The sequence below is a fragment of the Rhodococcus opacus B4 genome (genome assembly GCF_000010805.1).
In the GTDB taxonomy this organism is placed as follows: Bacteria; Actinomycetota; Actinomycetes; order Mycobacteriales; family Mycobacteriaceae; genus Rhodococcus_F; species Rhodococcus_F opacus_C.
The window spans coordinates 1,511,723-1,536,528 of the sequence record NC_012522.1; the positions used below are offsets into that span (position 1 = coordinate 1,511,723).

Consider the following 24,806-nt stretch of genomic DNA (forward strand, 5'->3'; position numbering starts at 1 on the left):
TGACCACGCACGGGCGGCGGAGTCGCCTCGGTCACGAGGCGACGGTGCGGAGCCAGCGGAACCGGCTGCGGTGGAACACGATCGGTTCGATCTCCGACTGCACCCGCAGCTCGTTGATCTGCAGGACCACGATCGCGTGATCGCCCGCGGGCACCTGCTGGGTGACGGTGGTGTCCAGCCACACCGACGCGCCGTCGATGAACAGCGCACCGCCGTCGGTGGTCTCGGTGTCGAGGCCGGCGAACCGGTCACCGGTCTTCGCGGCGAGCACCCGGGCGGCCGCGTCGTGCGCCTCCCCGAGCACGCTGATCCCGACATGGTCGAGGTCCGCGAGCTTCGGCCACGTGGTGGACGTGTTCTGCACGCAGAACGCGACCAGCGGCGGCTCGAGCGACACGGGCACGAACGTGCTCGCCGCCATCCCGATGCGCTCACCGTCGACTTCCGCGCAGACGGCGACGACTCCGCTCGGGAAATGTCCGAACGCCTCCCGCAGCGAAGCCTTGTCCACCGTGCCGTCAGCCTGTGTCATGAGAGTTCCGTCCGTGTCCGGGCCGCCGCGGTGAGGATCGAACCCCACCGCTCGGCGTAATCGGCGATGCGTGTGTCGGTCGTGTATGTGGTGTCGATGAGGTAGAGGCCCGGGGCCGGGGCCGTCGCGCCGAGTTCGACGAGCACGGGCTTGAGCAGCAGGTCCGGGGCCATGGCGTGCGCAGGCCCCGCCCCGAGCATCAGCGGCACCACCACGACGTTCTTCAGGCCGTCGCCGGTCGCGAACTGGTCGAGAAACAGTTTCAGCACGCCCGTGTACGACGCCTTGAACGTGGGGCTGGCGAACACCACGAGATCCGACGACGCGACCGTCTCCACCGCCGCCGCGACCTTCTCGTCACCCCACCCGAGCAGTCCCGCACCGAGCTCGATCACGTCGACCGTGGAATCCACGGTGGCGCCCGTCACCGCGGCCGCCAGCAGACCGGCCGCGTCCAGCGTCCGCGAACCGGGCTTGGGATTGCCGGCCACTACCGTTACCTTCATCGCTTCATCACCTCTCGCGTATCTACTATGCCACCCTAGAGCACTCCGCGGTCGCGGTCGAATAGCTCAGGGCTGGAACGAAAGTCGCGAATCACCTTTGAAATCACGGCGATCCGAACCATTGCGCCTCCGGCCCCCGTGAGTACTTGTCAACCGCCGGCGGTTGATAAGTACTCACGGGAGGCGGAGCCTCAACTCCCGGCGACGCTCGCGGGTCACGGCGCCACCTCTCAACGTGGGAGCCGAGCCGACCAGGAGCGCGGTGTAGGGATGCCGGGGATCGGAGATCACCTGATGCGTGGGCCCGTCCTCGACGATGTGGCCGCGGTACAGCACGACGATCCGGTCGACCAGCGCCGCGACGGCCCCCAGGTCGTGCGAGATGAACAGCTGAGCGAGTTGCCGCGAGTGCCCGAGTTCGGTGAGCAGTTTCAGGATCTGAATGCGGTTGACCGAGTCGAGGGCGCTCACCGGTTCGTCGAGCAGCAGCAGCGCCGGATCCAGCACGAGTGCCCTCGCGATCGCGATCCGCTGACGCTGCCCACCCGACAGTTCCGCGGGAAGCCGCACCGCGATGTCCGCGTCCAGCCCGACGCTGCCCAGCACAGCCGCGACCTTCGACCGCACGACGCCTCGATCCAGTCCGCCGCGCACGAGCAGCCCCTCGGCGATCGACTCGCCCACCGGAACGTCCGGGTCGAGGCTCAGCAGCGGATCCTGGAACACGTACTGGAGGGTCCCCGTGCGCCGGTGTGCCCTGCGTTGCGCTGCGGGCAGGTCGTCGACGCGCTGCCCGCGGATCTCGACCGACCCGGCCGTCGGCGTGATCAGACCGAGAATCGTCCGGGCCAGTGTCGTTTTCCCGGAGCCGCTTTCACCGATCAGCCCCACCTTCTCGCCGGCATCGATGGTCAGGTCGACGCCGTGCAGAATCTGCTTGCGGGCGCCGCGCAGCCCGCGCTCCACCCGGACGTCGTTCATGCGCAGCAACGACTCAGGCACGAGCGGCCTCCTTCCCGGTGAACGCCTCGAGGCCGTATTCGCGGTGGTTCTCGACGAGTTGGCGGGTGTACTCGTGCCGCGGCGCGGTGAGCAGGTCTTGCGCGCGCCCGGACTCGACGACGGCGCCGTCCCGCATGACGATCAGGCTGTCGCAGACCTGGGCCACCACCGCGAGGTCGTGCGAGACCAGGACGAGGGCGAGGCCCAGTTCTTCGCGCAGGTCCTCCAGGAGGTCGAGGACCTCGGCCTGGACGGTGACGTCCAGGGCGGTGGTCGCCTCGTCCGCGATGAGAAGTTCGGGTTCCGCGGAGACCGCGATCGCGATGAGCACCCGCTGGAGCATGCCCCCGGACAGTTCGTGCGGGTACTGGCGGTACACGGTGTCAGCGTCGTTCAGCCCCATGTTCCGGAACAGTTCGAGCCCGCGACGTTTCGCGTCCGCGCGGGACAGCCCGAGCGTGGACCGGAGTGCCTCGGCGAGTTGTTCGCCCACGCGGATGGACGGGTTCAGGTAGGACGCCGGGTCCTGGAACACCGCGGAAATGCGGGTTCCCCGCAGCGGTCGCCACTGTTTGCGACCGAGGCCGGTGAGTTCGATGCCGTCGAAATCAATCGAGCCGGCGGTGACGTCGAGTCCGCCGGGCAGGATTCCGAGGATGGCACGGCAGGTCAGCGACTTACCGCTTCCCGATTCACCGACGATCCCGAGGGCTTCGCCGCGTGCGAGCGAGAAGTCGACGCCGTGGACCAGTTCGGTGCCGTCGTCGAGGGCGATGCGCAGATCGCTGACGGTGAGCACCGGCCTGCCGGGACGAATGGTTTCCGGTGCCGAGGCGGCAACGAGTGTGTCAGTGGACATCCGAGGTGACCTCCTGTTTCCTGGGGGCGCGTCGTGAGGATCGGCCGGTCGCATCGCGCAGTGCGTCGGCGATGGCATTGAGCGCCCACACGGTCGCCACGATCAGCAGCGCGGGGACGACGGGACCGAACGGAACCTGGTAGAGGTACTGCAGTCCGCTGGCGAGGAGTCCGCCCCAGGTCGGGTCCGGCGGGACGACGCCGATCCCGAGGAACGTCAGCGAAGACACGATGACGAGACTGGCACCGGTCATCGCGGCGAACGTCACCCCGACCGCGGGCAGCACCTTGCGCACCGCGTGACGGCGGATGATCCAGGACGTGTCGGCGCCCATCAGTTCGGCGGCCTCGACGTACTGGGAGTTGGCGACGGTCAGCGCCGCGGCACGCGTGACCCGGTAGAAGGCGGGTGCGATGAGGATGCCGACGGCGAACATCGCCTGCGCGAGCCCGTTTCCGAGCAGCGCGGTCATCGCGACGGCGAACACGAGGAACGGCAGCGTGATCAGCGCATCCATCAGGCGGAGCGTGAACCATTCCACGCTGCGCCCGAGATACACCGACAGGAAGCCGGGGATCACGCCGAGGAGAAATCCGACGACGACGCACTGCAGCGCCGACAGCACCGACACGGTCGAACCCGCCAGCAGCCGGCTGAACACGTCCCGCCCGACGTTGTCGGTGCCGAGCCAATGAGTTCCGCTCGGGCCCTGCAGGATTGCCGCCGTGTCCTGCTCGAGCGGGTCGAACGGGGCGAGCGCGGGCCCGAGGACCGCGAGCACCACGATCAGCCCGAGGACGATCAGCGCGGCGCGGGCGGAGTGATAGCGCAGAATTGCTGTGAGCACGGGTGTCAGTCCCTCCGCTTGGTGGCCGGCTGCAGAACGCTCTGGGCGATGTTGACGACGATGTTGCAGAACAGCACGAACACGATCGCCACCACGAGCGTTCCCTGGACGATGGGGACGTCCCCGCGCAGCGCGGAGTCGGCGGCGAGACGACCGAAGCCGGGCATGGAGAACATGGTCTCCATCACGACGGCGCCGCCGATGAGGCTGGGGATCTTCATGCCCAGGATCGACAGCGCGGGGCCGCTGCCGTTGCGCAGGGTGTGCACGAACAGGATCCGCGCCGGACCGATGCCCCGCACCACCGCACCGGTGACGTAGTTCTGATCCAGTTCCGCGACCAGTCCGGTGCGCAGTTGCCGCGCGATGTCGGCGACGACGTCCATGCTCAGCGCGATCGCGGGCATGATGATCAACGACAGCCAGCGGCCGAAGTTCTCGTCGGGCGGGACGTACCCGGCCGACGGCAGCCAGTGCAGCCCGACGCTGAAGACGAGGATCAGTCCGATCGAGATGACGAACGGCGGTAGCGTCGAGGCCACCGACGTGTAGGCGGTGATCGCCCGGTCGAGCAGGCTGCCCTTGTAGACGGCGGCGAGCACCCCGAGTCCGACACCGAGGACGAGTCCGATCACCAGCGCGACCCCCGCGATGGAGGCGCTGACGGCGAGCCGCTCCCCGATCAGCTCGCTGACCGGGATCTTGCTGAACCACGAGACACCGAGGTCGCCGCTCAGCATGCTCGACATCCAGTCGACGTACTGCTGCCAGACCGGCTTGTCCAGCCCGAATTCGGCATTGATGCGGGCGATCGTCTCCGGGGTGGCGGCGTCACCGGCGATGCCGGCGGCCGGATTCAGCCCGCTGGCCGCACCGAGCAGGAACGTGATCAGGGTGGAGAACAGGACGACCGGGACCACGATCAGCACGGTGCCGAACACGACCCGCGCCGCCGTGCCGAGCGCGCCCGCAGGCACCGGGAGAGCGAAGGTTCTCCCGGTGCCTGCGGCCTCGATGTCTGCGGTGGTCACGAGACCGTGACGCCTTCCCAGCGAACCTGAGATGGCAGGATGTTCAGATTCTTCAGATCCGGGTTGGACACGATGATCCACGGATTGCTGAAGAGGTAGTTGGTCGGCGACTGCTCGACACCGACCTTCACGGCCTGCCACAACCGCGGCTTGTACTGCGGGTCCTCGAGCGGGGTGCGGCGCACGGCGTCGAGTGCGGCGGTGAACTCCGGCGACGCGTGCGGGCCGCTGAGGTTCATGATCCCTTCCGGGCCGTAGACGGCGAGCAGGTTCTGCACCGGGGATTCACGCCCGATGGTGCCGTCCGTGGCCAGCTGCGGGTTCTTCGCGATGTAGACCTCGCTCTGCCAGGTCGACGAGCCGGGCGGGACCACCTTGATCGTGGACTCCACGCCGACCTTCTTCAGCTGCGACTGCACGAGTTCCGCGCGGTTGGTGGCCGCCGACTGCGCCGTGATCTCGATCGACAACTGCCCGGGTGCGTAGCCCGCCTCGGTGAGGAGACGAGATGCCTTGTCGGGGTCGTAGTTCCAGAGCTTCTCGATCTCCGGGTTGAACGCGAGGTACCCGTCGGGGAACGGCTGGCTGGTAGTGCTCCCCAGACCGTTCGTGATGACGTCGACGAACGCCTGGCGGTCGAATGCGTAGCGGAACGCCTCGACGACCTTCGGGTTGTCGAACGGGGCCTTGTTGAGGTTGATGGACACGTCGTTCGCGGCCAGCGACGGCTTCACGGTCACGTCGAGACCGGCGGCCTCCGCTTCCTTGGACTGTAGGGCCGGCAGCGTCGCGAAATCGATGGAGCCGGACTGGACACCCGCGACGAGGGTGGCCGGGTCCGGGGCGACGCTGAGTTCGAAGTGGTCGATGTGGATGTTCTCGGCGTCCCAGTAGTCCGGGTTCTTCTCGAAGTACGCGTGATCCTCGGCGACGAAATCGGTGATCCGGAAAGGTCCGGCCCCGACGGGCCACACGCTGAGCTTCTGTGGGTCGGCCGCCGCGGTCGGGCTGGCGATCGCACCGGTGCGCCCGGCGACCAGATACGGGATCTGGTAGTCGGCGTCGGCCAGGTGCAGCGTGACGTCGGTGGCGCTGTCGGCCGTGACCTCGGTGACGCCGGCGAGCTGATCGCGCAGGAACGAATCGCCCTGGGTCTTGCCGCGGTCGAAGAATGCCTTCACCGCCTGCGAATCGAGGGTGGTCCCGTCGGAGAAGGTCAGACCGTCACGCAGGCTGAACGTCACCGCGGTGCCGTCGGCGTTGTACTTCCAGGTCTCGGCGAGCGACGGTTCGACGTTGCCTTCGGCGTCGAGCCGGGTCAGCGACGCATACGCGAGGCTGATCGTGTTGATGTCGTTTCCGGTCCGGCTCGTCACCGGATCCCAGGACGTGGGGAGGTTGAACGCCCACTTGACCTCGGCGCCGTCCGAACTGCTGCCAGCGCCGCATGCGGTGGCAACGAGACCGACGATCACTCCGAGGATGACGGCGCCGGCGATCCGCCGGCTCTTTCTGCTCACTGGGTGCTCCTGACCATGCAAAGGGGGGTGGTGATTTCAGACGCTCGCGGACAGCGGCGCGGTGGTGCCGGGCAGCGGGGCCGGGTCGGTACCCTCACGCCGCGCCCGGGTGTAGCGGTTCTCCGCGAACGGCAGGCCGAGGTTGCCGCGCAACGTGTCCTGCTCGTAGTCCTCCCGGACCACCCCGCGCTCACGCAGGATCGGCAGCACCTCGTCGACGAAGCGGCGGAACTGGGCCGGGTGACCGATGTGGATGTTGATGCCGTCGAGGGCGCGGCCGTCCAGCCAGCGCTGCAGTTCGTTCGCGACGGTTTCGGCGCTGCCGGTGAACGGCGACGTCTTCGGCGCGCTGAGCGCCTCGATGGTCTGGCGCAGCGTCAGCCCGCGGCCGACAGCGAGGTCGGTGATCTTCTTCGCCTGCGTGTAAAAACTCCGCTCGGCGTCCTTCAGTGCCTCCGTGGGGAACGGTGCGTCGAGGTCGTACTGCCGGAAGTCGTGCCAGCCGAAGGGACGGCCCAGTTCCCGCAGGGACTTGCCGAAGTCGTTGTCCGCCAGCTGGGTTGCGCGTTCGATCTCGCGGGCGTCGGCGTCGGTGTCGCCCACGGTGACGGTGACGCCGGGCAGGACCACGATGTCTTCGGGGGCGCGCCCGTACGCCGCGGCGCGGGTCTTGATGTCGGCGTAGAACGCAGCTCCCGCCTCGAAACTGGGTGCGTGCGTGAAGATCCCGTCGGCGATGCGCGCCCCGAGGTCGCGGCCCTGGTCGGAGTCGCCGGCCTGGAAGATCACCGGCTGCCCCTGCCGTGAGCGTTCGATATTGAGCGGGCCCACCACCGAGAAGTGCTCGCCCCGGTGGCCCAGGGTGTGCAGCTTGTCCGCGTCGAGGAAGCGGCGGGCCTCGCGGTCGCGCGGAAACGCGTCGTCCTCGTAGGAGTCCCACAGCGCCTTGACGACCTCGACGTGTTCGAGGGCCCGGCCGTAGCGGGTGGCGTAGTCGTAATGCTCCTCGAGGCCGTAGTTTCCGGCGGTGCCCGAGTCGCCACTGGTGACCACGTTCCAGCCGGCGCGGCCGCGGCTGATCAGGTCGAGGGACGCGAACCGTCGCGCGAGGTTGAACGGCTGGTTGAACGACGTGGTCAGGGTGCCGACGAGCCCGATGTGCTTCGTGGCCACGGCGAGCGCCGACAGCAGCGTCAGCGGCTCGAGCCGGTTCAGGTAGTGCGGCGGCGAGTCGGGCGTGATGAACTGGCTGTCGACGATGAACACGAGGTCGAACCGTGCCTGCTCGGCCAGACGTGCGTATTCGATGTACCAGTCGATGTCGACGCTGGCGTCGCCGGGGATCTCCGGATCCAGCCAGGTGTACGGGTGCCCGGGTCCACCCGTGGGGGTGAGGACAGCTCCCAGTTTCAGTTGCCGTCTCGTCATGTTCTCGCTCCTTCGTCGTTCGCCGTCAGGCACCTGCCTCGGCACGCCGCGTTGAAGTGTATGGAGCAAACAAACGCGTGCAGAGTATTAAATTCTCGATGTTTCAAAACATATTTCGTATGTCCCGCAGGGCTGCCGAACAAAGTCCGATCAGTCGAAGAACTCGCGGGACGACTCCGCGACAGCCGTCGCGACGACGTCGGCGAGCTGCCCGATCAGCTCGGTGTCGTCGGGCAACTGGGTGGCCGACAGGCGCAGGAGTTGGCGGGCGGGTGACCGCACGAACGAGCGCGATCCCGCGCCCACGGAGATGCCCTGCCTCGCCAGCGCGACCAGTGCCGCGGTCTCGTCCGACACCGTCACCCACACGACCAGACTGTGCGGGCCCGCGAAAGCCTCGATGCCCCGGTCGATCAGGGCCTCGAGCAGCGTCGTGCGCCTGCTTGCGTAGCGTTCGTGCGCCGCCGTGACCGCGTGTTCGGCGTCCGCGCTGCCGATGAGATGCGCGAGGGTGTTCTGCAGGATCCGGCTGTTCGAGCCGACGCCGTGGCTGCGCACCTTCATGGCCTTCTCGATCAATTCGCGGGAGCCGCCGAGGACGGACGTCCGCACGTCGATTCCGTACGCCTTGCAGTAGCTGCGGATCCGGACGACACGCTGCGGCAGTTCACATCCGAGAGAAGGTGGTTGTTCCGGTTCGAGCGGCCCGATCGAGTCGTCCTCGACCACCCACACCGCCGGATGCCGTCGCAGCACGTCGGCGAGTTCGCGGGTGCGCCGCGCGCTGACCGCGTGGTCGACGGCGAACGGGGCACCGGGCTGGAACACGAACGCGACCGCACCGGCGGTCAGGGCCTCGTCGAGCACGTCCGGCCGGGGACCGTCGCAGTCGGCTCCGACGCCGACCGCGTCCAGACCCAGATCGCGGAGGGTGTCGAGCACCCCCGGGCCGAGGGGTTCGTCGACCGCCACCCTGGACCCGGGCGGCGCCGCCGCCTCCACCGCGAGCAGCAGCGCCTCGGTGCCACCGCCCGCCGTCGCCCACGCCTCCGGTTCGAACGGCCACCCCGGAGCGACGGCATCGCGCAGCCGCTCGGTCATCAGTTCCCGTCCGAATACATTCAACGTCTCGGCGTCCAGGCTGGACAGCAGCGCGTCGGACAGCGACGGCTGCAGCGCCAGGTCGGGCGCATTCTGTGCCAGGTCGACGCCGCGCCAGTCGGGGATGCCCCGTTCGGGCACACTGTCGAGCGGCGGCAGCACGACGGTGCCGCCGCGCCGACGAGTCTGTACGAATCCCCGTTCCTGCAACCGGCCCCACGCGCTGACGATCGCACCGACACTGAGATCGGTCGCTTTCGCGAGTGCGCGGACGGTCGGCAGCCGGTCGCCGGGACTCAGCTCACCCGACCTGATGAGGTCGGCGACGGCGTCCGCCAGTTCCGCGGTGCGGCCGTCGATCCGTTCGAGCAACCACTCCGGAGCAATCGTCTCCGACTCCAGCACCGCCGACATCTCCACCCCTTCGATCGACAACCACTACCCGGGTCACGGCGCGAGTGCGCCCGCCCGTTCGCGGAGGAGGATGTCGGGCGTACCGGGCAGTCGCAGACGCTCGAGGAACTGCACGATCTCGGCGGCGACGGACCGGTGGGACACGTCGTTGAGAATGTCGTGCCGCCCGTCGTCGACGAGGACCACCCGCGCGCCCGGCAACGCGGACGTGACGGCCAGGACGTCCGCCACCGGGCTCAGGGCGTCGGCGCCGCCGTGGACGACGAGGACGGGAACCTGCACGTGGGTCAGCGAATCCGCCGTGGCGACCGGCGCCTCCGCGCCGAGCGTCCCGCGGTCGAGGGCGCCGTCCGCGGACAGGACACCCCGATGCACCGGACATGCGGAGCGGATCTCGAGTTCGCCGTCCCACGCTCCGGTGAAGGCGTCGGTGCCCGCGACGAGAAGACCGGCGGCCACGACCCCGGACACCGCCGGGTGGGTGGCGGCGAGGTCGAGCGCGGTGAGGGCGCCACTGTCCGACCCGACGACGGTGAGCGGGAGACCGGGCTCCGCGCCGGCGATCACCCGGGCGGCCGCGGCGGGGTCGTTCTCCACCACCGCGACACGGTAGCCGTCGAAGGCGATCCGCCGGGCGAACCTGCGGTACACGTGAGCATGCTCACCTCGGCCGGCGACGACGATCACCGAGCCACGCGCGGTCGCTTCGGGTTCCAGCCAGTCGATGTCCACTGATTACCTCACTCGGGGTGGTTGTTCGCAGGATTGACTGCGTCACCCTGACTCACCCGCGCGCGGTGAAACAAGAGTAATGCTCGAGCAGAACAAAACGCGTGTCTTCTCGTCGCGCTTCGTGTTTTGTTCCGAACATATTCGTTTTGTGATTCACACAAGCGCATCGACGAAGGGACAGGCACACCGATGCCCGAGACCACAGGGTTCGCGACCCGGCAGGTCCGCACCGGCTATCAACCCGGCACGCCGCAGAACACCGCGATCCCCCCGATCTACCAATCGGTTGCCTACGACTTCGGCAGCTTCGACCAGGCGCGGGACATCTTTTCCCTGCGCCGGAAGGGAAACCTGTACAGCCGCACCGGGAACCCCACCCAGGCCGTGCTCGAGCAGCGTCTCGCCGACCTCGACGGCGGTGTCGCCGCACTGGCCACGGGTTCCGGGCAGTCCGCCGTCGCGGTCGCACTCCTCACCCTCGCCAGGTCGGGGCAGCACATCGTCGCGGCGCGGCAGCTGTACGGCGGAACCGTCGACCTCCTGACCGATACATTTGCGGACTTCGGAATCGACGTCACCCTCGTCGACCAGGACGACCTCGACGCCTGGCGTGCGGCCGCCCGCCCCGAGACCCGGGCCTTCTTCGCCGAGACGATCGGCAACCCCGTCGCCTCCGTCCTCGACGTTCGGGCCGTCGCCGACATCGCGCATCAGGCCGGGGTTCCGCTGATCGTCGACAACACGGTCGCCACCCCGTATCTGCTCCGCCCCAAGGACTTCGGCGCCGACATCGCCGTGTACTCGGCTACCAAGTTCATCGGCGGGCACGGAACGTCGCTGGGCGGTGTGATCGTGGACCTCGGCACGTTCGACTTCGGCGCGGAGCCGCGGCGGTGGACCCAGTTCACCGAGCCGTACCCGCGGATCGGCGACCTCGTGCTGTGGGACGAGTTCGGTCGCGACCGGAGCGCCTATCTGGTGTACGCGAAGACGAAGGTCGTCCACGACCTCGGACCCGCACTGTCCCCGTTCAATTCGTTCCAGCTGCTGCAGGGGCTGGAGACGCTGGACCTGAGGCTGGAGCGGCAGGTCGGTTCGGCGCTGGCCATCGCCCGGTTCCTGGACGGTCATCCCGCGGTCGCGAAGGTCAACTACCCCGGCCTGCCGCACAACCGGTGGCACGACGCCGCCCGCCGGTACCTGCCGCGGGGCGCCGGCTCGGTGTTCTCCTTCGATCTCGCCGTCGACGACGCGAAGGTCGCGAAGTTCGTCGACTCGCTGCAACTGTTCGCCATCGTCGCCAACATCGGCGACGCCCGTTCCCTGGTGGTGCATCCCGCGACCACCACGCACAGCCACCTCGACGAGACGCAACTCCGCGACGCCGGATTCGGCTACCGCACCGTCCGATTGTCCATCGGACTGGAGAACCTGGAAGACCTCGTCGACGATCTGCGCACGTCGCTCGACGCCATCACGGAGGAATGACATGCATTTCGGTTACTGGACGCCCATCTACGGCGGCTTCCTGCGCAACCTCGGCGACGAAGGGATGCCCGCCACCTGGGACTACGTCAAACAGCTCTCGCAGCTGGCCGACCGGCTCGGCTACCACACCACCCTCGTGCCCGAGCTCTACCTCAACGACCGCAAGGGCGTCGACGCGCCCAGCCTCGAGGCGTGGTCGCTGTCGTCGGCGATCCTCGCGGTCACCCAACAGCTGCGGGTGATGACGGCGGTGCGCCCCGGATTCCACCTGCCCGCGGTCACCGCGAAGGAATCGGCGACGATCACCGACATCGCCGGCACCACCGACGCCGGGGCGGCGCGGTTCGCGCTCAACGTCGTCGCCGCGTGGTGGGAGGAAGAAGCCCGCCAGTACGGCGGCGCGTTCACCCGGCACGACGAGCGGTACCGGCAGGCCACCGAATTCGTCGACGTACTCCGCGGACTCTGGGAGCACACCCCGTTCACCTACCAGGGCGAGCACTTCAGCGTGCGCGACTCGGTCCTGTCGCCGAAACCCGGAATCCACCCCCCGGTCTTCGCGGGCGGCGAGAGCGAGAGCGGCCGCGAATCCATCGCGACGTTCGCCGACTCGTACGTGCTGCACGGCGGCACCGTCGACGAGGTGCGCGCGAAGATCGCCGACATGAACGCACGGTCGCAGCGAATCCACCAGCGGGACATGGCCGAATTCGGCATGTCCACGTACATCATCGTGCGCGACACCGAAGCCGAGGCCCGCGCCGAACTCGAACGCATCACCACCGTCGACCCCCACTCGCCCGGATACGCGTCGTTCGAGGAGTTCGTGAAGAACTCCGAACTCGACGTCGAACTGTCCAGGCGCGAATACTCCGTCGGCACCCGCGGACTGCGCCCCGATCTCGTCGGCACACCCGAACAGGTCGCGGAGAAGATCCGCGCCTACCAGGACGCCGGCCTCACCCTCCTGCTCATCCAGTGCTCCCCCGCGCACGAGGAACTCGAACGCATCGCCGAGCAGGTGTTCCCGCTCGTCCCCACCCGTGAGTACTTGTTAACCGCCGGCGGTTAACAAGTACTCACGGGGCGAGCTTGACGGCACTACTCGTCGCGAGTAAGGATCGAAGAGCGCGAGGGGATTCGTCATGGCAGACATCGAAGTCGACTATTGCGTCGTCGGAGCCGGATTCGCCGGACTGGCGGCGGCACTGCGATTGACACAGGCCGGGCACACGGTCGCGGTGATGGAGGCGCGTGACCGTATCGGCGGGCGCACGTTCACCGAGACCCGCGGCGACGGTTCGTGGATCGATCGGGGCGGCGCGTGGATCGGGCCGGGGCAGGACCGGATCTACGCCCTGATGGACGAATTCGGCGTCGACAGTTACAAGCAGTACACCGACGGCGAAGCCATGATGGTCGTCGACGGCAAGCAGTACCGGTACAAGGGCACGATTCCCCTGACGATGAGCCCCTGGGCCACGGCGAATCTCGGCGCCGTGTTCTTCGAACTCGGCCAGATGTGCAAGACGATCCCCGTGGACGCACCGTGGGAGGCGAAGAAGGCCGCGAAGTGGGACGCGATCAGTCTCGCGAAATGGCTCGGCGACAACACGTTGTCCAAGCCCGCCCACGACCTTCTCGAGACCGCAGTCGCCGGCTGCTACACGTCCGCCGCGTCCGAGGTGTCGATGCTGTTCGTGCTGTATCAGATGGCCTCCGGCGGCGGTCCCGGTTTCGTTCTCGGTGTGAAGGACGCCGCCGAGGATGCGCGGCCGGTCGGCGGGATGGGTGCCGTCTACCGCCCGATGGCAGCCGAGATCGGCGACGCACTCCATCTGTCGCAGCCCGTCCGGGATATCGCGCAGGACGACGACGGCGTGACCGTCCGCTCCGCTGACCTGGCCGTGCGGGCCCGCAGAGCAATCGTTGCGGTCCCCCTCGCGATCGCGAGCCAGATCCTCTACGAGCCCCTGCTCCCAATGGATCGGTCCTTCCTGCACCAGAGGATGCCGAGCGGCGCCGTCATGAAGATCGCCGTCGTCTACGACCAACCGTTCTGGCGCGCCGACGGATTGTCGGGGCAGTCGGCGGCACCCGACTCCCCCGCGACGATCACTATCGACGCCTGCACCGACACCGGACGTCCCGGAGTCCTGTGCGTGATCGTCGAGGGCCCGATCGCACGCAAGCTGGGGACGCTGTCGGAAGCGGAGCGGAAGAAGGCGGTGCTCGGGGAGTTGACCGCGAGGTTCGGAACCGCAGCGGCGTCGCCCGTCGACTATGTCGAGCAGAACTGGGGCGCCGAGCGGTACTCCGGCGGCGGCATGCTCAGTCACGCGCCGACGGGAGTACTCACCCAGTTCGGCCACGCCCTCCGCGAACCCTGCGGTCGCATCCACTGGGCGGGCACGGAAAGTTCGTCCGTGATGTGCGGCTGGGTCGACGGCGCCGTCCGCTCCGGCGAACGCGCGGCCCGGGAAGTCACCCAGCGCGACGGCGTGCTGTCCCCCGCCCGCGCTCAGTAGTAGACGGCGCCCGGCACACCCCCGCCGACGGCCACCGCGTCGCCGGTGATCCCGACGCTGCGCGGCGACGCGAGGAACGTGACGACGTCCGCGACCTCGCCGGCGTCGATCAACCGGTGGATCGAGTTGGTGGCCAGCCGCGACTCCAGTTCGGCAACGGTCACCCCTTCCTTCTCGGACTGCTCCGTCAGCCGGTCGACGAGTCGTTCCGTCCGCGTCAGTCCCGGATGCACCACGGTGACGTTGACGCCGTGCGGTCCGAGTTCGTCGGCGAGGTTTTTCGTCAGCGCCGACACACCGACGTTCCGCACGGTCTGCGCGATGGAGTTGGCCTGGCGTGCACCGAGCCCGCTGATGTTGACGATCCGTCCCCACCCCTGCTCGACGAGGTGCGGCGCCACCGCGCGGGCGGTCCGCAGATAGCCGAGCACCTTGATCTCGAGTTCCTCGCGCACCACGTCGTCGGTGGTGGACGCGAAGTCGCTCGGCTTGCCCGCACTCCACGGGGTGGCGGCGGCGTTCACGAGAATGTCGACGCCACCGAGTTCGTCGACCGTTCGCTGCACGAGTGCGCGCACCGACTCGCCGTCGCCGGTGTCGGTGGGTACCCCGATGACCCGGCGCCCGGTCTCCTGCGACAGCGTCTTCGCCGCCAGTTCCAGCGCCTCGGCGCCCCTGGCCGCGAGCACCACGTCGACCCCCTCCGACGCGAGGCTGCGCGCGATCGCGAGACCGATTCCCCGGCTGCCGCCGGTGACGATCGCCCGCTTGCCGCCCAGACCGAGATCCATGTCCTTCTCCTCTTCCTGCTGCCCGTTCCCCGCTCCGAGAGTAGGTTCAGACCAACTCGGTGTCACGGATTCGATTCAGCGTGAGGTCAATTGCGCTCTGCACCCGTGCGTGGTTAGCGAGTCCAGAGACTCCTCAACCAGGCACGGGCGGCGGAGCCGCACCGTCAGCAGGAGGAGCGATCAGATGCGCACACCGTCACCGGCACGCACCCTTCTCGGGCTGTTCGGTATCGCCGCCGTGCTCACCGCCTCGGCGTGCGGGTCGACGGACGGGTCGGGGACGGCCGAGTCCTCGCCCGGCGGCGTCACCGTCCCGACGTCGTCCGCCACCGCGCCGTCGCCGTCCGGGGCGACCACTCCGCACCCCGACCGCTGCCTGATCGGCGAGCTGGAGGTGACGCTGGGAGAGCCCAGCGGGGCCGCCGGGTCGCAGGAGATTCCGCTCGTCTTCACCAACACCGGCACCCGCGACTGCATCCTCCACGGATACCCCGGGGTGTCGTACGTCGCGGCCCCGGACGGTCCGCAGGTGGGTGCGGCGGCCGCTCGGGACGGCGGAACGGAGACTCCCGTGACGGTGGCTCCGGGCGCGCGGGCCACCGCCGCGGTGCGTGCGACGGTGGTGCAGAACTATCCCGCCGACACGTGTGGTCCCACACCGGTCGCGGGGTTCCGGGTGTATCCACCGAACGACACCGGTTCGGTGTTCGTCCCCTACCCCTCCACCGGCTGTTCGCAGAGCGGCGTGAAGCAACTGTCGGTGCAGCCGGTCACGGGGTGACCTTGTTCACCCGCACCGGGTGAATCGGCTCACCCCGGGCCCGACCTACGGTCGGCATACAGGTGGTCGTACAGGAGGAGGGCGGGGGCATGTTCGAGATCATCCGCGAAGTGCATTCCGAGGTTCGGCACCGCCGCGGCCCGCGGCATCACCATCATCTGCTCACTCGGCCGGAGCGCCGGTCGAGGATCCTGAGGCACCTCCTCATGTGATCAACCGGGGCCGGAAACCCTCCCACCAGGGCCGTTCCTTGCCTTCGCTAACCATCGTCGCGGATGGGTACTATCCGACGTCGTGACTGACAGCAGGCTGGAATCGGCGAATGTGTCCAGGGACGACTCGGACGAGTCGCCGATCGGGACCCCGCCCCAGTCGTCTCCTCTCGGCCCGTCGGTCCGCTCCGCTCGCCTCCTCGCCGTCGTCGCCTCCCTCATCGGCGTGCTGCTCACGTTGTCGCTCCCGTTCCTTCCGGTCGAGCAGGACAGCGCGACCCTCTCCTGGCCACAGAACGGCAGTACCGGCAGCGTCGAGGCGCCGCTCGTCTCCTACGCGCCGCTGAGCCTCGACGTGCGAGTCCCCTGTTCGACGGCCGGTGAACTCGCCGACCGCGGCGGGATCCTGGCCTCCACCGCGCCGGCCGGTGCCGCCGACGCCGCGAGGTACGGACTGGTCGCCAAGGTGAATCCGGCGACCGCGAGCGTCGAGGTGCTGCTGCGGAACCAGGTGCTCCTGTCGTCCCCGCTGAACCAGCTACCCGCCGACTGCACACTCGTGGTGTCCTCGGATTCGACGCGGACCACCGCCGGATTCGTGACGGCAGGCCAGGACGCCCCGACCGTCGTCGACGGCGATTTGCGCCCGCAGATGGTGGGCATCTTCAGCGACCTCGACGGACCCGCGCCCGACGGACTGCAGGTGACCGCGCAGATCGACAGCCGCTTCTCGTCGACGCCGTCGACTATCAAACTCGTGGCCATGGTGGTGGGCGCATTCGCGACGATTCTCGCGCTCGTCGCGCTGCACCGCCTCGACAACGCGGACGGCCGCCGGGCCCGGCGATTCCTGCCCACCCGCTGGTGGTCGTTCGGGGCCGTCGACGCCGTCGTCCTCGGCACCCTGGTGCTGTGGCATTTCATCGGCGCCTCCACCTCCGACGACGGCTATCAGTTCAACATGGCCCGCACCTCCGAGGCCGCGGGCTACATGGCCAACTACTTCCGCTGGTACGGCGTCCCCGAGGCGCCGTTCGGGTCGCCCTATTACGACGTCCTCGCGGTGCTCGCGAACATCACACCGGCCAGCCCGTTCGTGCGCCTGCCCGCGCTGCTCGCCGGCATCGTCGCGTGGCTGGTGATCAGCCGTGAGGTCGCACCGCGACTCGGCGCCGCCGTCCGCGGCAACCGGCTCGCACTGTGGACGGGTGGCCTGGTGTTCCTCGCGTTCTGGCTCCCCTACAACAACGGTCTGCGTCCCGAACCGATCGTCGCGGTGGGTGTGCTGCTCACGTGGTGCTCGGTGGAACGCGCCGTCGCGACCCGCCGGCTGCTGCCCGCCGCGGTGGCGATCCTGGTCGGTGCGGCCACGCTCACCGCGGGACCGTCCGGGTTGATCTGCTTCGGCGCCCTCGTCGCCGGCGCCCGGCCGATCCTGCAGATCGTGATCACTCGGGCCAAGACCGTGGGCCATTCGGCGCTGCTCGCGCCGCTCGTCGCGTCGGGGACCGTGATCCTGGTGGCGGTGTTCGCCGATCAGACTCTCGCCGCCGTGATGGAGATGCAGCACGTGCACGCCATCGGGCCCAACGTCCCCTGGTTCGACGAGTACCTCCGCTACCAGTACCTGCTGAACATCTCCGTCGACGGTTCGCTGTCGCGCCGGTTCGGTGTGTTCGTGATGGTGCTGTGCCTGGCCGTGACGGTGCTGGTGATGCTGCGCAAGGGCGGCCGGATTCCCGGGACCGCGACGGGACCGTCGCGGCGGCTCATCGGCATCACGCTCGCGGCGATGGGCCTGATGATGTTCACACCCACCAAGTGGACGCACCACTTCGGCATCTACGCGGGCCTCGCGGGGTCGCTCGCCGTCCTGGCGTCCGTGGCGGTGGGCACCGCCGTCGTGCGCTCGCCACGCAATCGCGCCCTGTTCGCGGCCGCCGTGCTGTTCCTGCTGGCGATGTGTTTCACCAGCACCAACGGGTGGTGGTACGTGTCGAGTTACAGCGTCCCGTGGTGGGACAAGCCGGTGTCGATCGCCGGCCTCGGTGCGGGCACGATCCTGCTCGGCGCCACCCTGGTGATGCTGTTGATCGCGGCGTGGTGCTATTTCCGCGAGCCCTACACGCGCAATCGATCCGCGCGGCCGCGCCGCGCGTGGGCGCTCCCGCCGTTGACGGTGGCGGCCGCCGCGATGGTCCTGTTCGAGGTGCTGTCGATGGCGAAGGGCGCGGTCGCGCAGTACCCGGCGTTCTCCCTCGCCCGCTCGAACGTCGACGCCGTCACCGGCGCGCCGTGCGGCCTGGCCAACGACGTGCTACTCGAAACCGATCCCAATGCGTCACTGCTGCAACCGCTGTCCGGTGACGCGGCGACGACACTGGCGGGCGCCGGCAGCGTCGGATTCAGCCCGAACGGCGTCGCCGGAGACCTCAGCGCGGACGAGGAATCGTCGGATGCCGGTGTCGCCAACTCCGTCAAGACCGACAACACCGAGCAGACGGCGTCGAGCAACGCCGCGGGCACCGGCGGCGGCGCCGGTGCGGTGGGTGTCAACGGCAGTGCCGTAGCCCTGCCGTTCGGACTCGACCCCGCGAGCACCCCGGTCCTCGGCAGCGACGGCAGCGACGGCGACGCGTCGCTGACCACCGGCTGGTACCGGCTGCCCGCTGCCGACTCGGACACCGGTGCGGGTGACATCATCTCCGTCGCCGCGGCGGGTCGCATCCGCTCCGTCGACGCGGACGGCGTCGTCACCTACGGCCAGAGCCTCGAGGTGGAGTACGGCACCGCGCAGCAGGACGGCACGGTCGCGGTGGAAGGACGGGTGACGCCGATCGACATCGGCCCGGCGCCGTCCTGGCGCAACCTGCGCGTTCCGCTCGATTCCCTGCCGGGCGGTACGGACGTCATCCGGCTGGTGGCGTCGGACACGGACAGTGATCCGCAGCAGTGGCTCGCGGTGACACCGCCCCGAGTGCCGCGGACGCAGACGCTGAACGACGTGATCGGCTCCGACGCGCCCGTCATGATCGACTGGGCTGTGGGCCTTGCGTTTCCGTGCCAGCGACCGTTCGATCACCGCGTCGGTGTCGCGGAGGCGCCCGAGTACCGGATCCTCCCGGACCGTCCCGGTGCGATCATGACCAGCCTGTGGCAGGACCGATACGGCGGCGGGCCGCTCGGCTGGATCGAGATGACGCGGGCGAGCCGGACCATACCGTCGTACCTGAAGGACGACTGGGACCGCGACTGGGGCGGAGTGGAGCAGTACTCTCCCCTCGACGCCGGCGCGACGGCCGCGGAGATCGACGCCACCCGGACGCAGCGTTCGGGACTGTGGAATCCGGCGCCGATCATCACCGCCTACTGAGGTCGGTGACGCGCCCGCACCGGCCGCGTCACCCCTCACCTCAGAGTTCGAATTCGGCCGGCGCGATGCCGACGGCGAAACAGGCGTCCCGCACCACGTTTCGCTCGTGCTGGTCGAAGTTGCCGTCGGCGCCGCCGATGACGATGCCGATCTGGATGACGGCCCGCGCCTGATCCTGCTTGGTCTTCAGCTTCGCGATGGTCGCGGTGGCCTCGATCTTGCCGAACTCGAAATCGGACTGCAGCTTGCTGCAGTACCAGTCGAATTTCTGGCTCAGCTCGTCCGACGGGAACACCTTCAGCGCCTCGTTGCTGGTGATCAGCCCCGCGGTCTTCTGCCGCTCGGACGGGTCGATGGTGCCGTCCGCCGCGGCGATGAGGGCGCACATGGCCATGGCGGCGTTGGCGAACTCCTTGTTCTGGAACTGTGCCGTCTTGGTCTTGAGCTGGCCGTTCATCTCGAACGCCTTTGCCTTCAGCTGATCCCAGAAAGCCATTGGACTCCTTCGTCGTTGCCCACGCACGGTGCGTGTGGTGTCCAATTTGCCAGGTTTCGCGCGCGGACGTCGCCGCGGTCGGTCTACCAGCGCGGTCCCGCGCGACTAGCTCTGTGTCTGGCGGCGGACGATCTCGTTGATCCAGATCGGCGCGTACGGGGACGTGCAATTGGGCGGGGTGGGATAGTCCTTCAGGACTTCGAGGCGTTCGCCGATGCCGATCGCGCGATCACGAAGCTCGGGGTGATGGATGCCGATGTTGGCGAGGCATTCGTTCATGGCCCACTGCAGGCGGTCCGGCGCGTCCTTCATGTGCGCCTCGATGAGGTCGAGGAGTTCGGGCAGATCGAGGTCGCCGGAGTCCTTCGCCACGCGGTCGCTGGTCAGCGCCCACCCCGCGCTCGCGACGACGGGGTCGGGGTCGGCGAACCACGCGACGCGCAGTTCTTCGACGTGCGGACTCTTCTTGACGACGTAGCTGACGAGCCAGCCGTGCACCTTGGGGACGCGGGCGTCGCGGAGCATGGCATCCAACTCGGACGCGGTGTACGCCTTGGGGCGGCAGATCAGGATCGCGACCAGCCGGGCCGCGGTGTCGCCGGTCCCCCACAGTTCGCCGGCGAGGTCGTGCTGGGTCTCGAGACTCTTGGCGACGGCGCGCAGCTTGGTGAGGTTGACTCCGTGATCGTCGCCGTGGCGTTCGTTCACGGCGCGGATCTTCGGATCTTCCAGGGCCGCCAGTTCCGCCATCACGGCGCCGACCGTGGCCTGGGGTACCGCACGAGTCACCACAACGATCTCCTCTACGTCTCCGCCAACTCAACGCGCCCAGCTTACGTCGACCAGGGTCTTTCAGGGCCGCAGCGACTGCAGCCCTGCCGTCGGAAGGTGAATCCACCCCTCCCGCTCGGCGACGTCGCGGTCGCCGCCTTCGGGTGGTGCCGTGCAGCCGACAGCGGCGGCCCGCGCGATGACGGCGGCCAGCACGGCGTCGAGGGCGTCGTCCGATTCACGGCAGAGCGTCTGGAATGCACCGAGATCCATCCAGTCCGCGGCCGCGAGGAACGCGTCGACCAACTCCCCCAGCCTCACCCGGTTCTGGACACTCTTGTATCCGCGTGACACCAGCCCCCACGTGCGCAGCGCTGCCGCCGGATACGCCTCCACCACCCGGCCGTCGACGCGGCCGACGTCGACGCCGAGGTCGCCCAGTTCGGCGAGGATCCCGGCGCAACGCAAGGCGACGTGCGCGATGAGGTCCGCCGACACGCTGAGCGGTGCAATCCCCGTCGAGGCCTGCACCACGAGGTCGGTGCGCCGCTTGGTCAGCGGACGACGTCCCTCGCGGTTCGCGAGACCGTCGGTCGCGGGCAGTCGGCCGGCGTGATGCTCGGACACCATCCGGACGAACGCGTCGGGCCAGCCGAACGGTGCGTCGATGCCTGCCCTGTCGCACGCCAGGACGGCCTCGGTGATCGCATCGTTGCCGACTCCCAGCCTGATCGACTCGACGCGGGCCACCCCGTCGGACCAGTCGACGACGGCCAGGGCCGTCTTCTTCGGTTCGGCCGCCAGGTCGACTCCCACGGTGCGCACCGAACCAGAGTAGTTCGACCTGCTGAATCAGCAGAAGTGATGCAACGCATCGGTTAGTTGTTCTGTACAGATTCAAGGCCTCCGGCCATTGTGGTCTGCACTACTCGACCAAGAAGTGGCGCACTCGCGCACCGTTCGGAGGATTGATGCCCGACAACCACGTCGCCCCGATGCTGGAGAAGCACACCATCGGGTTCGTCCCGGAATCCGATCGCCACGGCAAGGTCCGTGATCTGTTCACGCTGTGGTTCGGCGGCAACCTCGCCCCGCTCCCGATCGTGACCGGCGCCCTCGGGCCCAGCCTGTTCGGACTCTCGCTGTGGTGGAGTCTCGTCGCGTTCGTCGTCGGACACCTCGCCGGCGGGGCGCTGATGGCGCTGCATTCGGCGCAGGGACCCCAGATGGGGATCCCCCAGATGATCCAGAGCCGCGGACAGTTCGGCACCTTCGGCGCGCTCATCATCGTGGTGATCGCCGCCGTCATGTATCTCGGTTTCTTCTCGTCGAACATCGTCCTGGCCGGCCAGTCGATGCACGGGATCGTCGGCGGCATCCCCGTCGACGTCGGGATCGTGGCCGGCGCCCTCGGCTCCGCCGTCATCTGCATCATCGGCTACCGGCTGATCCACATCCTCAACCGCATCGGCACCTGGGTTCTCGGAATCGGAATCCTCGTGGGCTTTTTCGCCATCCTCACCGGCGACCTGCCGTCGGACTTCCTCACGCGCGGTGGCTTCAACTTCGCCGGCTGGCTGGCCACCGTGTCGCTCGGCGCACTCTGGCAGATCGCGTTCGCGCCCTACGTCTCCGACTACTCGCGGTACCTCCCCAAGACCGTGGGCGTTCCGTCGACATTCTGGGCGACGTACCTCGGCTGCACCCTCGGCTCGTTCCTCGCGTTCGCGTTCGGCGCGGTCGTCACGCTCGCCGCACCCGTCGGCATGGGCACGATGGACGGCGTCAAGGCCACGACCGGGAGCCTCGGCAGCGTCATGCTGGTGCTGTTCCTGCTCAGCGTGATCAGCCACAACGCGCTGAACCTCTACGGCGCCGTCCTCGCCATCATCACGTCGATCCAGACGTTCCGCGCGCGCTGGATTCCGACCGCCCGCGCCCGGGTGATCCTCTCGACGCTCATCCTCGTCGCGGCGTCCGTCGTCGCCATCGCGCTGTCGGCCGACTTCGTCTCGCACTTCGTCGATCTGGTGGTCGTGCTCCTGGTGGTGCTGGTGCCGTGGACGGCGATCAACCTCATCGACTTCTACATCGTCCACAAGGGCGTCTACGACCTCGATTCGATCTTCCGTTTCGACGGCGGCATCTACGGCCGGTTCAACTGGACGGCCATCACCGCGTACCTGCTCGGCATCATCGTCCAGATTCCGTTCATGGCCACGTCCCTGTACACGGGGCCGGTGTCGGCGTTCCTCGGCGGCGCCGACCTGTCCTGGGTGGCCGGGCTGGTGGTGACCGGGCCCGTCTACCTGCTGCTGGCGCGGCGGGGCTCGACCGGAGCGAAGCCCCCGTCCGGCGCCACGCGGGAGCCCGCGCGGCTCTAGGCCCCGAACGCTGACCGCCCGAGCCTGATACCGGCTCGGGCGGTCTTCGTGTGCCGGCCGATCGGACGGGGTTCGGCCGTTGTCCACCACGGGACCGCGGCGGCTCGTTAGGGTCGAAGCACACCCGCGTTCACCGGAGCAGAGAGTTGTCGCAGATGTCCAGTTTCCCGGGCCTCACCCACGTCGCGATCACCGTGTCCGACTTGGCGGCCAGCACCGCCTGGTACACAACATTGTTCGGTTCGGCACCCGTCCTCGACGAGGACGAGGAATCGGGGACGTTCCACCACACGGTGTTCGCGCTGGACGGGGGCATGCTCTTCGGCCTGCACACCCACCCCGACAGCGGCGCCCCTGCGAAATTCGACGAACGGCGGGTCGGGCTCGACCACATCGCGTTCCAGTGTTCCCCCGACGCACTGCCCGGGTGGGTGGAGCGGCTCGACGCACTCGGAATCGAGCACGGCGGCATCAAGAACGCGCACTACGGGTCCGGCATCTCGTTCCGCGACCCCGACAACATTGCGCTCGAAGTTTTTGCGCCTCCGGCGCCGTGAGTACTTGTCAACGTCCGGCGGTTAATAAGTACTCACGGGCGGCGGAGCCGCAGGAGGATGGCGTCGAGCTGCTCGGCGCTGAGGAGTCCGCGCTCGAGGACCAGTTCGGTGACGCTGCGGTCCGTGTCGAGAGCGTCCGCCGCCAGCCGGGTCGCGGCCTCGTAGCCGAGGTAGGGGCTGAGGGCCGTGACCAGCCCGATCGACCGCTCCACCCCGGCGCGCATGTGCGCGACGTTGGCGGTGATCCCCACGACGCAGCGGGAGGTCAGGGCCTCGCAGGCCGCGGCCAGGTGGCTGAGCGACGCGAACAGGCTGTGCGCGATGATCGGCTCGAACGCGTTCAGCTGCAGCTGGCCGCCCTCCGCGGCGAGGGTGATGGTGACGTCGTTACCGATCACCTCGAATGCCACCTGGTTGACGACCTCCGGGATAACAGGATTCACCTTGCCCGGCATGATGGACGACCCGGCCTGCACCGCAGGAAGATTGATCTCACCCAGCCCGACACGCGGCCCCGACGACAGCAGCCGCAGATCGTTGCACATCTTCGACAGCTTCACCGCGGTGCGCTTGAGCACCCCCGACAGCTGGACGAAGGAGCCGACGTCCTGGGTGGCCTCGACGAGGTCTGTCGCGGTCGCCAGCGGCAGACCGCTGACGGCGCGCAGTTCCTCGCACACCAGCCGGGCGTAGTCGGGGTGGGCGTTGATTCCCGTGCCGATGGCAGTGCCACCGAGGTTGATCTCGGCGACGAGCAGCGCAGCTTCCTCGAGCCGTTCGGCGTCCTCCCGGACCATCACCGCGAACGCCCCGAACTCCTGCCCCAGCGTCATCGGAACGGCGTCCTGCAGCTGGGTGCGTCCCATCTTCAGGTGATCCGCGAACTCGGCGGCCTTCGCGGAGAAGGCTTCCGCGAGTCCATCCATGGCGGCGCGTAGTCGGCGAATCGCGAACTGCAGCGCCACCTTCAGTGCGGTGGGGTAGACATCGTTGGTGCTCTGGCTCAGGTTCACGTGTTCGAGGGGATGCAGGAACATGTACTCGCCGGGCCGGTGACCGAGCAGTTCGAGACCGCGGTTGGCGATCACCTCGTTCGCGTTCATGTTGGTCGACGTGCCCGCCCCGCCCTGGATCACGTCGACGACGAACTGGTCGTGCAGCGCGCCGCCGCGGATCTGCTCGCAGGCGGCGACGACGGCGTCGGCGCGGCGCTCGTCGAGCAACCCGAGCCGCCGATTCGCAATCGCCGCCGACTGTTTGACGCACGCCAGGGCCGCGACCAGCTCCGGGTAGCGGCCGATCGGGGTGCCGGTGATGGTGAAGTTCTCCAGCGCCCGGAGGGTGTGGATGCCGTAGTGGGCGTCGAGCGGGACGTTCCGCTCCCCCAGCAGGTCGTGTTCGACGCGTGTGCGGACGGGCTGGGCGATGCGGGACATCGGGTTTCCTTCGGGGT

At 68.5% G+C, this 24,806-nt stretch carries 22 protein-coding genes; 7 read left to right on the forward strand and 15 right to left on the reverse strand.

From position 1 onward, the window contains the following. Positions 1–31 precede the first annotated feature (31 nt). The 10 genes from ROP_RS07080 to ROP_RS07125 all read right to left on the reverse strand — a co-directional run bounded on the left by ROP_RS07080 (position 32) and on the right by ROP_RS07125 (position 9,972). Complete coding sequence (locus ROP_RS07080; protein WP_012688648.1) at positions 32–532, reverse strand: flavin reductase family protein; 501 nt, start codon at positions 530–532, stop codon at positions 32–34. Continuing rightward, positions 529–1,038, reverse strand: a complete 510-nt coding sequence (locus ROP_RS07085; protein ID WP_012688649.1) for an NADPH-dependent FMN reductase — start codon at positions 1,036–1,038, stop codon at positions 529–531. Before ROP_RS07085 ends, ROP_RS07080 begins: the two co-directional genes overlap by 4 nt. A 174-nt stretch (positions 1,039–1,212) precedes the next feature. Continuing rightward, positions 1,213–2,040 (reverse strand): ABC transporter ATP-binding protein, encoded by an 828-nt coding sequence (locus ROP_RS07090; RefSeq protein WP_012688650.1) that lies wholly within the window; start codon positions 2,038–2,040, stop codon positions 1,213–1,215. After that, positions 2,033–2,899, reverse strand: a complete 867-nt coding sequence (locus tag ROP_RS07095; protein ID WP_012688651.1) for an ABC transporter ATP-binding protein — start codon at positions 2,897–2,899, stop codon at positions 2,033–2,035. The genes ROP_RS07090 and ROP_RS07095 overlap by 8 nt, the downstream gene beginning before the upstream one ends. After that, positions 2,889–3,746, reverse strand: a complete 858-nt coding sequence (locus ROP_RS07100; RefSeq protein ID WP_012688652.1) for an ABC transporter permease — start codon at positions 3,744–3,746, stop codon at positions 2,889–2,891. Before ROP_RS07100 ends, ROP_RS07095 begins: the two co-directional genes overlap by 11 nt. Positions 3,747–3,751: 5 nt before the next feature. Next, positions 3,752–4,777: an ABC transporter permease gene (locus ROP_RS07105; RefSeq protein ID WP_043824353.1), complete on the reverse strand. Its 1,026-nt coding sequence runs from the start codon at positions 4,775–4,777 to the stop codon at positions 3,752–3,754. After that, positions 4,774–6,297: an ABC transporter substrate-binding protein gene (locus ROP_RS07110; RefSeq protein ID WP_012688654.1), complete on the reverse strand. Its 1,524-nt coding sequence runs from the start codon at positions 6,295–6,297 to the stop codon at positions 4,774–4,776. Before ROP_RS07110 ends, ROP_RS07105 begins: the two co-directional genes overlap by 4 nt. A gap of 36 nt (positions 6,298–6,333) precedes the next feature. Further along, positions 6,334–7,725, reverse strand: coding sequence for an LLM class flavin-dependent oxidoreductase (locus ROP_RS07115; RefSeq protein ID WP_012688655.1), 1,392 nt, complete (start codon positions 7,723–7,725; stop codon positions 6,334–6,336). Positions 7,726–7,875: 150 nt separating this feature from the next. Further along, positions 7,876–9,240 (reverse strand): aminotransferase class I/II-fold pyridoxal phosphate-dependent enzyme, encoded by a 1,365-nt coding sequence (locus ROP_RS07120; RefSeq protein ID WP_012688656.1) that lies wholly within the window; start codon positions 9,238–9,240, stop codon positions 7,876–7,878. A 33-nt stretch (positions 9,241–9,273) separates the two neighbouring features. Beyond that, positions 9,274–9,972, reverse strand: a complete 699-nt coding sequence (locus tag ROP_RS07125) for an alpha/beta hydrolase (RefSeq protein ID WP_012688657.1) — start codon at positions 9,970–9,972, stop codon at positions 9,274–9,276. Between the two features lie 189 nt (positions 9,973–10,161). Here ROP_RS07125 and ROP_RS07130 point away from each other — a divergent pair, with 189 nt between their 5' ends. The 3 genes from ROP_RS07130 to ROP_RS07140 all read left to right on the forward strand — a co-directional run bounded on the left by ROP_RS07130 (position 10,162) and on the right by ROP_RS07140 (position 13,988). Further along, entirely contained in the window at positions 10,162–11,460 is a 1,299-nt protein-coding gene (locus tag ROP_RS07130; protein WP_012688658.1) for an O-acetylhomoserine aminocarboxypropyltransferase/cysteine synthase family protein, read from the forward strand. 1 nt (position 11,461) lies between these two features. Beyond that, positions 11,462–12,532: an LLM class flavin-dependent oxidoreductase gene (locus ROP_RS07135; RefSeq protein ID WP_012688659.1), complete on the forward strand. Its 1,071-nt coding sequence runs from the start codon at positions 11,462–11,464 to the stop codon at positions 12,530–12,532. Positions 12,533–12,605: 73 nt separating this feature from the next. Next, positions 12,606–13,988, forward strand: coding sequence for a flavin monoamine oxidase family protein (locus ROP_RS07140; protein WP_012688660.1), 1,383 nt, complete (start codon positions 12,606–12,608; stop codon positions 13,986–13,988). Here the strand turns inward: ROP_RS07140 and ROP_RS07145 are convergent. After that, on the reverse strand, positions 13,982–14,779 hold the full coding sequence (locus tag ROP_RS07145) for an SDR family NAD(P)-dependent oxidoreductase (RefSeq protein WP_012688661.1): 798 nt from the start codon (positions 14,777–14,779) through the stop codon (positions 13,982–13,984). The genes ROP_RS07140 and ROP_RS07145 overlap by 7 nt on opposite strands. A gap of 184 nt (positions 14,780–14,963) precedes the next feature. Here ROP_RS07145 and ROP_RS07150 point away from each other — a divergent pair, with 184 nt between their 5' ends. Then, positions 14,964–15,560 (forward strand): DUF4232 domain-containing protein, encoded by a 597-nt coding sequence (locus ROP_RS07150; protein ID WP_012688662.1) that lies wholly within the window; start codon positions 14,964–14,966, stop codon positions 15,558–15,560. Between the two features lie 324 nt (positions 15,561–15,884). Further along, positions 15,885–19,145 (forward strand): arabinosyltransferase domain-containing protein, encoded by a 3,261-nt coding sequence (locus ROP_RS07155; RefSeq protein ID WP_043826332.1) that lies wholly within the window; start codon positions 15,885–15,887, stop codon positions 19,143–19,145. A gap of 40 nt (positions 19,146–19,185) precedes the next feature. On the opposite strand, the gene ROP_RS07160 is transcribed toward ROP_RS07155, so the two are convergent. From ROP_RS07160 to ROP_RS07170, 3 genes are all read right to left on the reverse strand, one after another. After that, positions 19,186–19,641: a tellurite resistance TerB family protein gene (locus tag ROP_RS07160; protein WP_012688665.1), complete on the reverse strand. Its 456-nt coding sequence runs from the start codon at positions 19,639–19,641 to the stop codon at positions 19,186–19,188. A 105-nt stretch (positions 19,642–19,746) separates the two neighbouring features. After that, the gene (locus ROP_RS07165) at positions 19,747–20,391 is read right to left on the reverse strand and encodes a DNA alkylation repair protein (protein WP_050785185.1); all 645 of its coding nucleotides are present in this window, start codon (positions 20,389–20,391) and stop codon (positions 19,747–19,749) included. 102 nt (positions 20,392–20,493) lie between these two features. Then, entirely contained in the window at positions 20,494–21,237 is a 744-nt protein-coding gene (locus tag ROP_RS07170) for a DUF429 domain-containing protein (protein ID WP_012688667.1), read from the reverse strand. A gap of 146 nt (positions 21,238–21,383) precedes the next feature. On the opposite strand from ROP_RS07170, the gene ROP_RS07175 reads away from it, so the two are divergent. After that, complete coding sequence (locus ROP_RS07175; protein ID WP_012688668.1) at positions 21,384–22,796, forward strand: purine-cytosine permease family protein; 1,413 nt, start codon at positions 21,384–21,386, stop codon at positions 22,794–22,796. A 155-nt stretch (positions 22,797–22,951) separates the two neighbouring features. Continuing rightward, positions 22,952–23,353 (forward strand): VOC family protein, encoded by a 402-nt coding sequence (locus ROP_RS07180; protein WP_012688669.1) that lies wholly within the window; start codon positions 22,952–22,954, stop codon positions 23,351–23,353. Positions 23,354–23,385: 32 nt separating this feature from the next. Here the strand turns inward: ROP_RS07180 and ROP_RS07185 are convergent, their stop codons facing one another. Then, positions 23,386–24,789: an aspartate ammonia-lyase gene (locus ROP_RS07185; RefSeq protein WP_012688670.1), complete on the reverse strand. Its 1,404-nt coding sequence runs from the start codon at positions 24,787–24,789 to the stop codon at positions 23,386–23,388. Positions 24,790–24,806 lie beyond the last annotated feature (17 nt).